The sequence below is a fragment of the Pseudomonas sp. Sample_24 genome (assembly GCF_004307605.1).
Taxonomy (GTDB): domain Bacteria; phylum Pseudomonadota; class Gammaproteobacteria; order Pseudomonadales; family Pseudomonadaceae; genus Aquipseudomonas.
This window is the reverse complement of record NZ_RCNW01000486.1, coordinates 1-13,266: the sequence shown is the minus strand read 5'-3', so window position 1 is coordinate 13,266 and position 13,266 is coordinate 1. Positions and strand designations below refer to the sequence as shown.

The 13,266-nt window shown below is 58.5% G+C and carries 17 protein-coding genes; 9 read left to right on the top strand and 8 right to left on the bottom strand.

Annotated elements, in window-relative coordinates; genetic code table 11:
- Positions 1–508: 508 nt before the first annotated feature.
- Positions 509–796, top strand: coding sequence for a GNAT family N-acetyltransferase (locus D8V06_RS28020; protein WP_020800382.1), 288 nt, complete (start codon positions 509–511; stop codon positions 794–796).
- A gap of 72 nt (positions 797–868) precedes the next feature.
- On the opposite strand, the gene D8V06_RS28015 is transcribed toward D8V06_RS28020, so the two are convergent.
- On the bottom strand, positions 869–1,945 hold the full coding sequence (locus D8V06_RS28015) for a 3-deoxy-7-phosphoheptulonate synthase (RefSeq protein WP_056856407.1): 1,077 nt from the start codon (positions 1,943–1,945) through the stop codon (positions 869–871).
- A gap of 128 nt (positions 1,946–2,073) precedes the next feature.
- On the bottom strand, positions 2,074–2,517 hold the full coding sequence (locus tag D8V06_RS28010) for a PilZ domain-containing protein (RefSeq protein ID WP_056856406.1): 444 nt from the start codon (positions 2,515–2,517) through the stop codon (positions 2,074–2,076).
- Here D8V06_RS28010 and D8V06_RS28005 point away from each other — a divergent pair.
- The 5 genes from D8V06_RS28005 (at position 2,516) to cysB (ending at position 6,470) form a co-directional block, all read left to right on the top strand.
- Entirely contained in the window at positions 2,516–2,902 is a 387-nt protein-coding gene (locus tag D8V06_RS28005) for a thioredoxin family protein (RefSeq protein WP_130932251.1), read from the top strand. The genes D8V06_RS28010 and D8V06_RS28005 overlap by 2 nt on opposite strands.
- Positions 2,899–3,852: a putative 2-dehydropantoate 2-reductase gene (locus tag D8V06_RS28000; RefSeq protein ID WP_056856404.1), complete on the top strand. Its 954-nt coding sequence runs from the start codon at positions 2,899–2,901 to the stop codon at positions 3,850–3,852. The genes D8V06_RS28005 and D8V06_RS28000 overlap by 4 nt, the downstream gene beginning before the upstream one ends.
- Positions 3,853–3,878: 26 nt before the next feature.
- Entirely contained in the window at positions 3,879–4,784 is a 906-nt protein-coding gene (locus D8V06_RS27995) for a 5'-nucleotidase (protein ID WP_056856403.1), read from the top strand.
- A gap of 94 nt (positions 4,785–4,878) precedes the next feature.
- The gene (locus D8V06_RS27990; protein WP_056856402.1) at positions 4,879–5,382 is read left to right on the top strand and encodes a universal stress protein; all 504 of its coding nucleotides are present in this window, start codon (positions 4,879–4,881) and stop codon (positions 5,380–5,382) included.
- 113 nt (positions 5,383–5,495) lie between these two features.
- Positions 5,496–6,470 carry an HTH-type transcriptional regulator CysB gene (cysB, locus tag D8V06_RS27985; RefSeq protein WP_007899921.1) on the top strand — a complete coding sequence of 325 codons (975 nt, stop codon included), beginning with the start codon at positions 5,496–5,498 and terminating at the stop codon, positions 6,468–6,470.
- A gap of 16 nt (positions 6,471–6,486) precedes the next feature.
- On the opposite strand, the gene D8V06_RS27980 is transcribed toward cysB, so the two are convergent.
- Both D8V06_RS27980 and D8V06_RS27975 read right to left on the bottom strand, forming a co-directional pair.
- On the bottom strand, positions 6,487–6,969 hold the full coding sequence (locus D8V06_RS27980; RefSeq protein ID WP_056856401.1) for a GreA/GreB family elongation factor: 483 nt from the start codon (positions 6,967–6,969) through the stop codon (positions 6,487–6,489).
- Positions 6,970–6,971: 2 nt separating this feature from the next.
- Positions 6,972–7,379, bottom strand: a complete 408-nt coding sequence (locus D8V06_RS27975) for a hypothetical protein (RefSeq protein ID WP_130932250.1) — start codon at positions 7,377–7,379, stop codon at positions 6,972–6,974.
- Positions 7,380–7,503: 124 nt separating this feature from the next.
- On the opposite strand from D8V06_RS27975, the gene earP reads away from it, so the two are divergent.
- Both earP and D8V06_RS27965 read left to right on the top strand, forming a co-directional pair.
- Entirely contained in the window at positions 7,504–8,646 is a 1,143-nt protein-coding gene (gene earP, locus D8V06_RS27970; protein WP_130932249.1) for an elongation factor P maturation arginine rhamnosyltransferase EarP, read from the top strand.
- Between the two features lie 48 nt (positions 8,647–8,694).
- Positions 8,695–9,264 (top strand): elongation factor P, encoded by a 570-nt coding sequence (locus D8V06_RS27965; RefSeq protein WP_056856398.1) that lies wholly within the window; start codon positions 8,695–8,697, stop codon positions 9,262–9,264.
- A 152-nt stretch (positions 9,265–9,416) separates the two neighbouring features.
- On the opposite strand, the gene D8V06_RS27960 is transcribed toward D8V06_RS27965, so the two are convergent.
- The 4 genes from D8V06_RS27960 to D8V06_RS27945 form a co-directional block, all read right to left on the bottom strand.
- Positions 9,417–10,430 carry an alpha/beta hydrolase gene (locus D8V06_RS27960; protein ID WP_056856397.1) on the bottom strand — a complete coding sequence of 338 codons (1,014 nt, stop codon included), beginning with the start codon at positions 10,428–10,430 and terminating at the stop codon, positions 9,417–9,419.
- 35 nt (positions 10,431–10,465) lie between these two features.
- A complete protein-coding gene (locus D8V06_RS27955) occupies positions 10,466–10,885 on the bottom strand; it encodes an organic hydroperoxide resistance protein (RefSeq protein ID WP_056856396.1) in 420 nt (139 codons plus the stop codon).
- 346 nt (positions 10,886–11,231) lie between these two features.
- The gene (locus D8V06_RS27950) at positions 11,232–11,693 is read right to left on the bottom strand and encodes a MarR family transcriptional regulator (protein ID WP_056856395.1); all 462 of its coding nucleotides are present in this window, start codon (positions 11,691–11,693) and stop codon (positions 11,232–11,234) included.
- A 64-nt stretch (positions 11,694–11,757) separates the two neighbouring features.
- Positions 11,758–12,720, bottom strand: coding sequence for a LysR family transcriptional regulator (locus tag D8V06_RS27945; protein ID WP_130932248.1), 963 nt, complete (start codon positions 12,718–12,720; stop codon positions 11,758–11,760).
- 109 nt (positions 12,721–12,829) lie between these two features.
- Between D8V06_RS27945 and D8V06_RS27940 the strand changes: the two genes are divergently transcribed.
- The coding region (locus D8V06_RS27940; RefSeq protein ID WP_130932247.1) for a sulfite exporter TauE/SafE family protein at positions 12,830–13,266 on the top strand (437 nt) is incomplete at its 3' end.

Sequence of the window (13,266 nt, the reverse complement as noted above, 5' to 3'; positions counted from 1 at the left end):
GCGTTGATTCTTTTTCGAGCAACTTTTAACTGCACTGTATAAAAAATATCCAGCTAGAAGGCCCGAGCTGAGCGAGCCGGCGAAGAAAAGTTCCCGAGGTTCGAGGCTCTTTTTCCAGTCTTGGCTAAAGTCTGGCTAGATGGACTGTCTACACTTTTGTTCGAATTCTGCGTGGCGCCTCTCAATATCTTTCTCCTTATTCAGGTGACTTTAACAACGGGCGCTCGTCTTAAGTCTCAATATCCGGCAATGTTCAGGCTTGCGACCTTGGTGATCTTCGGTCGAGCCCGTCCTGCGTGACCCGGAGCGGCACCTGCCAACCTGCATGATGACGAGCGTACCTTGAGCATTTCTGCCAATGGTGCCTACTATTTGTACGTGCTCGGTTGCGCGAGATCGGTGTAGCTCTTCTCGGTGTCCATTCAGGCACGGGGTGGCGTAGATGTTCCTTCGCCGGAAAAACATCGGTAAGGTAGGGGTCGGAATCCAAGACCCGCGAGGAGTAGTGATGAGCGAGGCGTTGTCCATCCACCATGACCAGGCTGGTCATCAGTTCGAGACCAATGTGGACGGTCATCGTGCCTACCTGACTTATATGGATCTGGGGAAACAGACCCTGGATATCTATCGCACGTTCGTGCCTAACGCACTGCGTGGTCGGGGTATTGCAGCGGCACTGACCGAGCAGGCGTTGCAGTACGCCGAAGAGATGGGCTACACGGTTATCCCGTCGTGTTCCTACGTCGAACGCTACATGGAGCGTCACCAGCGGCATGCGGCCAAGCTGAGCCAGTGACCTTCAACAAAACGAATGCATAAAAAAACGCCGGGTTCAGCCCGGCGTTTTTTTGTCTGCCGCAAATGGCGATCAGGTGCGTTTGCGTTTCGGCAGCACGTCCTTGAGCTTGGCATGCATGCTGCGCAAGGTGTTTTCGGTCGCTGTCCAGTCGATGCAGGCATCGGTGATCGACACACCGTATTGCAGGTCGGCGAGGTCTTTCGGGATAGCCTGGCAACCCCAGTTCAGGTGGCTTTCGACCATCAGGCCGATGATCGACTGGTTGCCTTCGAGGATCTGGTTGGCGACGTTCTCCATCACCAGCGGTTGCAGGGCCGGGTCCTTGTTGGAGTTGGCGTGGCTGCAATCGACCATGATGTTCGGCTTGATCTTCGCTTTGTTCAGCGCTTGCTCGCACAGGGCGACGCTGACCGAGTCGTAGTTAGGCTTGCCGTTGCCGCCGCGCAGCACGACGTGACCGTAGGCGTTGCCCTTGGTAGTCACGATCGACACGCCACCTTCCTGGTTGATCCCCAGGAAGCGGTGCGGGCTGGAAACCGATTGCAGGGCGTTGATCGCCACGGTCAGGCCGCCATCGGTGCCGTTCTTGAAGCCGACAGCCGAGGACAGGCCGGAGGCCATTTCACGGTGAGTCTGCGATTCGGTGGTGCGCGCGCCGATGGCCGACCAGCTGATCAGGTCCTGCAGATATTGCGGGGAGATCGGATCGAGGGCTTCGGTGGCGGTTGGCAGGCCCATTTCGGCCAGGTCCAGCAGCAGTTGACGACCGATGTGCAGCCCGTCCTGGATCTTGAACGAGTCGTCCAGGTACGGATCGTTGATCAAGCCTTTCCAGCCGACGGTGGTGCGTGGCTTCTCGAAATACACACGCATGACCAGATACAGGGTATCGGACACTTCTGCGGCGAGAACCTTCAGGCGCTCGGCGTATTCGTGGGCTGCCTTGATGTCGTGGATCGAGCAAGGCCCGATGACGACGAACAGGCGATGGTCGGTGCCATCGAGAATATTGCGAATGACTTCGCGGCCCTTGGTCACGGTGCGCAACGCAGCGTCGCTCAGGGGAATATCGCGCTTGAGCTGATCGGGGGTGATCAGTGTCTCGTTGGAGGCGACGTTTAGGTCGTTGATCGGTAAATCAGCCATCGTTTACTCGTCAGGTCACGGGTGCCGGCCGCCAGCGAACCCGCGCGGCGGAGCACAGCAAATTAAGCGCGTCGGGGAGCCGAACCTTAGCGCGTTACACCGTGGCTAGACAATGGGCTGGCAGCGCTTTAATCCAGTACAGGCTGTGCAAATGCCTTGCGAACCGTTTCGTGAGAGAACTCGTCGGCGTGTTCCTGGACCCACTCGAGCGCCAGTGCCTGAACTTCCTGCAGGTCATTGTGGGGATCGTGCTGGCGGCAATAACGCTCGATCTGGCACACCTGCTCACCCATTCGGGCACTGAACAGCGTCTGTTCGTCGACGAAGGCAATGCCAACCAGATAGCCGTGTTTTCGTCGCAGGCACCAGGCCACATAGCCCGGAAAACGCAGGTCGGGATTGAGCGTCGGCATGCGCACTTCGAGCGCCGTGCCGTGGCGCCACGCGCGGTGATAATTGCATGCCATGCCCCCGAGGCTGATAGTGTGCAGCTGTCGTCGCGAAATACACTCGGGTTTGAGCAACGTTAATTCCACGGGTACATCGTCAGGATGAGGAATGAATCGTCCCATGAACACGGACTCCATGTGTCGGCCATCTGACATTGTTTCTCCCAGTATAGTGGTCGAATCGGAACTGACCGATTTCGACGCCGACCAACGGCTGCTGACGATGAACGGTGTGTCGCTGGTGATTTTCACCAGTGTCGGCTGTTCCAGTTGCCGTTTCGCCCGCGAACAATTGCCGGCACTCGATCTGGCAGTCGATCGCCTGTGCTGGATCGATGCCGGGAACAATGGCGGGGTGGTCGAGCGATATCAGGTTTTTCATTTGCCGGCGCTGTTCGTGGTACGCGACGGTGAATTCTTCGGGGCATTGCATTCGCGCCTGACCGGCACCGAACTCAATCGGGCGATACGTCAGGCGCTGAGTCGAACAGCAGAGGAGTTGCCATGATAGGGACAGTTGCGAAACCGACCATCGGTATGATCGGAACCGGTGCAATCGGTGGTTTCTACGGGGTGATGCTGGCGCGAGCCGGTTTCGATGTGCATTTTCTGCTGCGCAGCGAGTTTTCCGTGGTGGCCGAACGCGGGTTGCTAGTGAACCATGCAGCCCATGGTGCGCTGACATTGAATCCGGTCAAGGCCTATTCGAGCGCAGAAGACATGCCACCGTGCGACTGGTTGCTGGTCGGCGCCAAGACCACCAGCAACGCGGATCTGGCACCGGCGATCCTGCAAGCCGCCGCACCGAATGCAAAGGTCCTGTTGTTGCAGAATGGCCTGGATGTCGAAGACAGCCTGCGCGAACTGCTTCCTGACTCGCTGCATCTGCTGGGTGGGCTTTGCTATATCTGCGTTCATCGGGAAGGGCCGGGCGTCATTACCCATCAGGCGCTCGGTGCCGTGCATGTCGGCTACCACAGCGGCCCCGCCGATGAATCGGCGCGGATTGCGATCGTCGAAGAAGGTGTCGGCTTGTTCCAGGCCGCGGGCATCGACTCTCAGGCCATGGCGAACCTGCATCAGGCACGTTGGCAAAAACTGGTCTGGAATATCCCTTACAACGGTCTGTCGGTGTTGCTCGGGGCCAGCACCACACCCTTGATGGCCGATGCCGACAGCCGGGAAATGATCAAGGCGCTGATGGCCGAGGTGGTGCAGGGCGCAATCGCCTGTGGTCACGAGGTGCCGGCGGGTTACGCCGAGCACCTGTTCCTGATGACCGAGAAAATGCCTGACTACTGGCCGAGCATGTATCACGATTTTCTGCACAAGCGACCGCTGGAGCTACAGGCTATCTATGCCCGGCCACTGGCCGCGGCCAAAGCGGCGGGATGTGAACTGCCACGAATCGAGGCGTTGTATCGCAGCTTGAGTTTTATCGATCGACGTAATACTTGAGTTGATCAAGGCAATGGGGGAAGGGGATGCCAAACGTAATTGACGACAAACTGGTGCTGGCGATTTCGTCGCGCGCATTGTTCGACCTGAGTGACAGCCACAAGGTCTACCTGTCGAGCGGCGTCGAGGCTTACCGGCAATATCAGATCGAACACGAAGACGAAATCCTCGAGCCCGGTGACGCGTTTCCCTTGGTGCAAAAACTCCTGAATCTCAACGCCAGCCTTGGACGTGCCCGGGTCGAGGTGGTCCTGGTGTCGCGCAACAGCGCCGATACCGGTCTGCGGGTATTCAATTCGATTCATCACTACGGGCTGGCGATCTCCCGCGCGGCATTCGTTGGCGGGCGCAGTCCTTATCCATACCTCAAGGCGTTTGGCTGCGATCTGTTTCTTTCGACTCACGCCGAAGACGTGCGCAGTGCGCTGGACGCGGGTTTCGCCGCGGCAACCATTTTGTCCGGCGGTGCCAGCCGCGCGGCCAGCGACGAACTGCGCATCGCGTTTGACGGCGATGCGGTGCTGTTTTCCGATGAGTCGGAGCGCGTTTACCAGGCCGGTGGTCTGGAGGCATTTCAAGCCAGCGAACGCGAAGCGGCGCGCCAGCCTTTGCGCGGCGGGCCGTTCAAGGGCTTCCTCGCCGCTCTCAATTTGTTGCAGCGCGAGTTCCCGGATGGCGAATGCCCCATCCGCACGGCGCTGGTGACCGCACGTTCGGCGCCGGCCCATGAACGGGTGATTCGCACATTGCGCGAATGGGATATTCGTCTGGACGAGTCGCTGTTCCTCGGTGGCCTGACCAAGTCGGCATTCCTCGAAGCCTTTGCCGCGGATGTGTTTTTCGATGATCAGGCCGGTCACTGCGAGCTGGCCCGTGAAGTCGTCGCCACCGGTCATGTGCCACATGGCATAAGCAACGAACAAAAGATTTAAGCCTGCCGTTCAACGCGTTACGCCGGACGTCGTACTCGCCAAGGCGCTGCTAAGCTGAATCAATCTCCGCCATGTTGGCATTCGAGGAGGTCATATGATCCGTTCGATGCTGTATGCCACTGACCTCGGCCTGTACGCCCCCGTGGTGATGCAACACGCCCTGGAATTGGCTCGGACATTCGATGCCGATTTGTACGTGGTGCACGCGGTGGAGCCCATGGGCCTGTTTGCCGAATCGGTGCTCCAGAGCTACCTCGACGAGCAGGCGTTGAACGAGTTTCACAGCCAGGGCTTGAACACGGTCATTGCGAGTATCGAGCAGCGGGTGCTGGATAGCTTTCGTGAGGAGTTGGGCGGCGAGGGTGAGTTGGACCTGAAAAGAATCCAGGCAGTACGGGTGCTGCAGGGCGATCCGTCGCAGGTGATTCTCGACCAGGCGCAGAAACTCTCTGTGGATTTGCTGATCGTAGGTAGTCACAGCCACGGGGCTGGTGCGGAAACGCCATTGGGCCGCACCGCGGCGCGGGTGTTGCAGTTGGCCAAGGTGCCGGTTTATCTGGTGCCGCTGGTGCAACGCCGTCGCCAAGGGGATCGCTAGGCTGCGAATAGCAGGACTTTGATAAAAAAGTTCTAGATTTATTCTTCAAACCATTAATATAGTTATATACCGTCGCTGATGCCCGTGGCGTCCAACTGCTTTGAGGGATTCATATGAAGCTTCAACAACTGCGCTACATCTGGGAAGTGGCGCACCACGACCTCAACGTTTCCGCTACAGCCCAAAGCCTTTACACCTCGCAACCGGGCATCAGCAAACAGATCCGCCTGCTGGAAGACGAATTGGGCGTCGAAGTGTTCGCCCGCAGTGGCAAGCACCTGACCCGCGTCACCCCGGCCGGTGAGCGAATCATCACCACCGCTGGCGAAATCCTGCGCAAGGTTGAAAGCATCAAGCAGATCGCCCAGGAATTCTCCAACGAGAAAAAAGGCACCCTGTCGATCGCCACCACCCACACCCAGGCGCGTTATGCGTTGCCGCCGGTGATCAGTAATTTCATCAAGCAGTACCCGGACGTTGCCCTGCACATGCACCAGGGTTCGCCGATGCAGATCGCCGAAATGGCCGCTGATGGCACCGTGGATTTCGCCATCGCCACCGAAGCGCTCGAGCTGTTCGGTGATTTGGTCATGATGCCGTGCTACCGCTGGAACCGCTGCGTGGTCGTGCCTCAGGGCCACCCACTGACCAAGCTGTCGAAGCTGACCCTCGAAGCCCTCGCTGAATACCCGATCGTGACTTACGTGTTCGGTTTCACTGGCCGTTCGAAGCTCGACGAAGCCTTCAGCCATCGCGGCCTGACGCCGAAAGTGGTGTTCACCGCTGCCGACGCCGACGTGATCAAGACCTACGTTCGCCTGGGCCTGGGTGTGGGTATCGTGGCGAAAATGGCCGTCGACACCAAACTCGACAGCGACCTGGTGGTGCTCGATGCCAGCGAATTGTTCGAATCCAGCATTACCAAGATCGGCTTCCGTCGCGGCACCTTCCTGCGTGGTTTCATGTGCGACTTCATCGAGAAGTTCGCCCCGCACCTGACCCGCGAAGTCATGGCCAAGGCTATCCAATGCCACAACAAACAGGAACTGGAAGAGCTGTTCGACGGCGTCGAACTGCCGGTTCACTGATCAGCCCGAAAGCGGCCTAGACCACCTCGGTGACAGCGAACTGTTGCCGAGTGCCCGCCACCAGAATCTCCACTTCATCACCTTCGAACTTGCCCAGCAGGCTTTTGCCCAGCGGTGAGCGCGGGGTGATGACAGTAATCAACTGCCCCACCAGATCGACCTTCAGACCCGCCGCATCAGGCGCCAGAAACAGCCATTGCTCTCGACCTTTTTCGTCTTCCAGACCCAGCAGGGCGCCGACTTCAATGCCGCGTCGCTCGTCATACGCACGCAGCACCAGGTTTTGACACAACGCCAGTGACTGGCGAATTTCCTCCACACGCCTGGCCTGCCCGGCTGCCAGATATGACGCCTCGAGCCCCAACGTGTCGTATTTGTTCTCGGCGATGTTTTCTTCATGGGTCGCGGTTTCGTAAGCGGTCTGTGCGGCCCGCTCAGCGATGTCGAGATCGACTCGCAGCTTGTCGAGAATCAGTTGGTGGACAGTTTGTTTGTTCATGATCAATCGCAGAACTGCAGGACATTGGCGCGGCTTTTTTCGCTGGGTGCTGTCTGGTCCTGTTGCAGCCAGAACTGACATTTGGCGTTCGACAGATTGCGGTTGCTGCTGCGCGCCTGATCGAGTCGTTGCGCCTGTTCGTCCTTGCGCAGGTTCTGTTCATACTGCTCGAACAGCGGACTCTGTGGTGGGATATCCGGAACCTGTTGCACCACCGGCGGGTTGGCCAGTTGCTGTACCGCTTGGGCCACCGGGGCCAATTGCTCGCTGAAAAACAGGCGCGAGGCGAGCCAGCAGGTCAGCGCGATGGCGAGAAAGCCCAGCCACAGACCGAGGGCGATACTGCCGGTCAATTGCACGGCATTGAGCTGGATCGGCAACGAGCGGCGCGGATTGGTACGGTAGGGCATGACTGCCTCCTGGCGGTGGGGCGCGGGCGAGTGCCGATTGTCGCACGAAGATTAATCGTCGTCGGCTCTTCTGCGCAGGGTAATTTATGAGGACAATCGCGGCTTTTGCCAACGGGAACCTGGAATGCCTGAAATGAAACCCCGCTGGGATATTTTTTGCACCGTGGTCGATAACTACGGCGACATCGGTGTGACCTGGCGCCTGGCTCGGCAGCTGGTGGCCGAGCATTCGCTGGCGGTGCGTTTATGGGTCGACGACCTGCGTGCCTTTGAGCGCATGTGCCCCGAGATCGATATCCATGTTGCGCAGCAGTGGCAGCAAGGTGTCGAGGTGCGGCAGTGGCCCGCCGAGTGGCTGCCGACAGAAGCGGCGGATGTGGTGATAGCCGCATTCGCCTGCCAGTTGCCCGCTGCCTATATGGAAGCGATGGCCGAGCGCCAAAAAACACCGTTGTGGATGAACCTCGATTACCTGAGTGCCGAGGATTGGGTGGTCGGCTGTCACGGCTTGCCTTCGGTGAAGTACAAGCACGTACAGAAATTCTTCTTCTTTCCGGGATTCCAGAAAGGCACCGGCGGCTTGTTGCGTGAAAACGGATTGCTCGAACGACGTCGGCGGTTTCAGCAGGATCCCGAGGCTCGGCGCACCTTTCTGCAGGGCTTGGGTGTCGAGTGTGCAGCCGGTGCGCAGCTGATGTCGTTGTTCGCCTATGAAAATGCCGGGCTGGCCAGTTGGCTGGATGCGCTGGCCAGTGATTCGACGGCCACTCATCTGCTGGTGCCGGAAGGGCGGATCCTCGGCGATGTCGAACGCTGGCTGGGCGTGAATGATTTGCAGGCCGGCGCGTTGCACGTGCGTGAGGCCGTGACCGTGCAGGTGCTGCCGTTTGTCCGCCAGGATCAATATGACCTGTTGCTGTGGAGTTGTGATTTCAACGCCGTGCGTGGTGAAGATTCCTTCGTCCGCGCGCAATGGGCGGGTCGGCCTCTGCTCTGGCATATCTATCAGCAGGAAGAAGATGTCCACCTGGACAAGCTCGAAGCCTTTCTGTCGTTGTATGTGAAAGGGCTGTCGGAACCTGCTCGGGAGGCGATCAGCGGTCTTTGGCGGGCGTGGAACGCCGGCGAAAAAATGACCGACCACTGGCAATCCACTCGTAAACACTGGCCGGAGCTGGAAAAACACGCCGAGTCATGGTGTCTGGAACAAGCCTTGCAGGCCGATCTTGCCACGGCGCTGGTACAGTTTTATGGAAATTGGATATGATACGCGGCCTAGATTTTTGTAAATCCCATCCAAATTCGGATATTCGCAATGAAAACTGGTAAAGAACTGAAACCCGGTACCGTGATCCGTCTCGAAAACGATCCTTGGCTGGTTCAGAAAGCTGAATTCACCAAGTCGGGTCGTAACAGCGCGATCATGAAGACCAAGCTGAAAAACCTGCTGACCGGTTACAAGACCGAGATCGTTTACAGCGCTGACGACAAACTGGACGACGTGATCCTCGACCGCAAAGAAGCGACCCTGTCCTTCATCAGCGGCGACACCTACACGTTCATGGACACCACTGACTACACCATGTACGAGCTGAACGCTGAAGACATCGAAAGCGTTCTGCCGTTCATCGAAGAAGGCATGACCGACGTTTGCGAAGCCGTGTTCTTCGAAGACCGTCTGGTATCCGTAGAGCTGCCGACCACCATCGTGCGTCAGATCGACTACACCGAAGGTTCCGCTCGCGGCGACACTTCCGGCAAGGTAATGAAGCCTGCCAAACTGAAGAACGGTACCGAGCTGTCGGTTGCTGACTTCATCGAAATCGGCGACATGATCGAGATCGATACCCGCGAAGGCGGTTCCTACAAAGGCCGTGCTAAATAAGCACTGCTTGAGGAATGAAAAAGCCCGACCATTGAGTCGGGCTTTTTTGTGTCCAGTGATTGGTACGCAACGCCAAACGTGTAGGAGCCGGCTTGCTGGCGATGGCGTCCTCAAGACCGCTATCGCCAGCAAGCCGGCTCCTACAGGTAGGGTTATTTCTTCAGGTGTTCCTTGAGTTCCTGCGAAGCCTGCAACATTGCCGAACGAACCGCTGGGACCTGGCTCACCACGTTAAGCAAACCGTAGTCGTGGATCATGCCGTTGTAGCGAACCGAAGTTACAGGTACACCGGCCTCATCGAGTTTGCGGGCGTAGGCTTCACCTTCGTCGCGCAGCACATCCGCTTGCGCCGTTTGCACCAGCGCCGGTGGCAGACCCTTGAGTTGCGCAGGGGTAGCCCGCAACGGCGAGGCATAGATCTCGTTACGCTGCTTGGCGTCGGTGGTGTAGTTGTCCCAGAACCACTTCATCATGTTTTTGCTGAGGAAGTGCCCTTCAGCAAACTGGTTGTAGGATGCCGTCTCGAAGTTGGCATCGGTCACCGGCCACAGCAATACCTGGAACTTGATCGCTGGCGTGCCTTTGTCTTTTGCCATCAGCGCAACCACGGCCGCCATGTTGCCACCGACGCTGTTGCCGGCCACCGCCAGGCGTTTGCCATCGACGTTGATCTCTTTACCGTGTTCAGCTACCCATTTGGTCGCGGCGTACGCCTGGTTGATCGCCACCGGGTAATGCGCTTCCGGCGACGGCGTGTAGTTGACGAAGACCGCCGCTGCGCCCGAACCGACAACCAGGTCACGAACCAGTCGTTCGTGGGTCGGGAAATCTCCCAGTACCCAGCCACCGCCGTGGAAGAACATGAACACTGGCAACTCGCCCTTGACCCCGGCCGGCCGGACGATAGTCAGGCTCAGCGGTTGGCCGTCGACCTGAATGGTCTTCTGGCTGACATCGGCTTTTGGCAGCGTCAGCTTGACCCCGGCCTGCGCACCCACCAGCACGGCGCGGGCTTGTGCAGGCGTCATTTGCTCGATCGGCTTGCCGGTGCCGGCATTCAACACGTCGAGGAATGCCTGGGTATTGTGCTCGACATCACCGGCGAACGCGTTGTTGATCGACAGAGCGAGAAGGGTACCGGTCAAGACTTTGCTGAAAGTGTTCATGTTCATTTCCTGTTCGGGCCTGAGTGGGTCAGTGATTAGACGGTGACGTGCAGACGTACTTCGACATTGCCGCGGGTGGCATTGGAGTACGGGCAAACCTGGTGGGCAGCATCGACCAGGGCTTGCGCGTCGGCTTGTTCAAGGCCCGGCAAGCTGATGTGCAGGTCGATGTCCAGACCGAAACCGCCAGGAATCTGGCCGATACCGACGTGGGCGGTGATCGACGCATCGCTCGGGATGCTGCGCTTGCTCTGGCTGGCAACGAATTTCAGGGCGCCGATGAAGCAGGCGGAGTAGCCGGCTGCGAACAGCTGTTCAGGGTTGGTCGCCGCACCGCCAGCACCGCCGAGTTCTTTTGGGGTAGCCAGTTTGACGTCGAGAATGTTGTCGCTGGAAACAGCACGACCGTCACGGCCACCGGTGGAAGTTGCAACTGCGGTGTAGAGAGTTTGCATGGTGAAAGCCTCGTTCGGGTTTGATTGTTTGCGCTAAATGTTTGCGCGTTAAGTAAGTGCGAGGTGAATGTATCGCGCTAATGTTTAGTGCGCAAGATAAATTTTTGAAAAAAAACCGGGAGATTTAAAAACCTGATGATGGTCTTCGCTTGAAAGGCTTGTATTAGAGCTGTCGAAGGGGGTTTTCAGGGGGAGGGAGCGAAGCTGGGATTTCCGCTTCAACGCAAAACAACTGTAGGAGTGAGCCTGCTCGCGATGGCGGTGAGTCAGTCGACACTCATCCGAATGTCGAACCGCTATCGCGAGCAGGCTCACTCCTACAGGGGATGTGCGCTGGTAGAAAGAGTTACAGACTGTCTTGCAAGTGACGGCGCAGCGCTTGCAGTTCCGCCTGCAGTTTCTGCAATCGCTCAAGGGTCATGCCGCTGGCGCCGAGGATGCATTGAGGAATGCCACGGGCCTTGTCACGCAGGGCCCGACCTTTTTCGGTGAGTTCGATGATCACCACGCGTTCGTCTTCGCGGCTGCGGGTGCGGCTGAGCACACCTTCGGCTTCCAGGCGTTTGAGCAGCGGGGTGAGCGAGCCGGGATCAGTCAGCAGGCGCGTGCTGATTTCGCCCACGGTCAAGCCGTCCTTTTCCCACAACACCATCATCGCCAGGTACTGCGGATAAGTCAGGCCCAACGCCTGCAGCAAGGGCTTGTAGACCTTGGTCAACATCAGTGAAGTGGAGTGCAAGGCGAAGCAGGCCTGGTTGTCCAGCAGCAGGTCGTCGCAGTTGTCCGGGGTGTCGCGCTCGGTGGTCATTTCGAAGCCTTTGATCGGTGATCATCATGAATCTAGCGGGCAAATCTTTAATGCGCCAGATAATTCAGGACGAGTGGTGGTCCAGGTGGGTTTGCAGGACCAGATCCCAGGGGGGGATGGGGCTGAAGCGGGTTTTCAGGTATTCCAGCAGCAATCGGCTGCGCGAACTGGGTTGTTGTTGCAGGCGCAAGGCATAGATTCCCGAACTCTCCGGTTTGGGCAGGCCATTGTCGCAGAACAGCGGCACCAGTTCCCCGCGCAACAGATACTCACTGGCCAGCCATGTCGGCAAATGCGCGATACCCAGCCCGGCGAGCGCACCGCAGACCAGGGCTTCGGCATTGTTGGCGCTCATGCGGATGCGCGAGGGGCGATGCAAATGCATTTGGCCTTCACGTTCGAAGCGCCAGGCAAAAGGTGGCGCCAGGCCGTCCCAGTCAAGACCGTCGTGTTCAATCAATTGTGCCGGATCATTGGGCACGCCACGTCGTTTCAGATAGTCAGGGCTGGCGCAGGCGATGCGCACCATGCTCGCCAGCGGTGTGGCCACCAATCGCGTGTCGGCCATCTGTCCGGCACGCAATACCAGATCGACCTTGCCCAGGTTCAAGCCCTGCATGTCGACGAAACTGTCGATCAGGTGCAATTGCACATCAAGGCCGGGATACAGCATCAGGAAGTCAGCAATGACCGGCGCCAGATGCCGACGCCCGAACGCGGCAGGCGCATCCACCCGAATCAAGCCTTCTGGAGCGCTGCTCAGGGACACAGCTTCGGCGCGGGCCAGGCGTAACTCGGCGACGATCCGCCGCGCCCGTTCGGCAAACGCCAGGCCGGCCGGCGTTGCACGGACCGCGTGGGTGCTGCGAATGAACAATTGGCTGCCGACAGCGTTTTCCAGGCTATCAATGCGTCGCGCGACGGCCGATGGGGTCAACGGATGACGGCGCGAGGCCGCAGAAAAGCTGCCGGTTTCCAGTACATCCAGAAACAAGCCCAGTTGCTCGGTCAATTGATCGGGATTCATCGTCTGTAACGCTTATGCGAAGTTGGCACAGCCATTGTGCGTTGCTGTGCGTTTCCGCGCCAGAACCAACTGCGTAGGATGAATCGCCTGACGTAGGAGGAAAACGCCTGTGATTGAGTTTTTGATGTATTTGGCCTTTGGCGCTGCCTTGGGTACGCTCGGCGGAATATTTGGCATCGGAGGTGGCTTGATCGCCATTCCGCTGCTGGGCGTTTTATTCGGGCTCGATCAACAGATCGCCCAAGGGACTGCGCTGGTGATGGTGGTACCGAACGTGATGCTGGCGTTGTGGCGTTATCACCAACGCAACAGGATCGAGTTGCATCACGCGCTGCCGCTGGCCTCGATGGGGTTCTGCTTCGCCTGGATCGGCTCGATCTGGGCGGTGGGGATAGATGCGCAAACCATGCGTATCGGCTTCGTCGCTTTTCTGATCGCGCTTTCGGCCTACAACTTGATGCGCATGTTCCTCGCCAGCGCACCGGCCTCTTCACAGATGAACTATGGATGGCCCTGGCTGGGTGTGCTCGGTGCTGCATCCGGCAC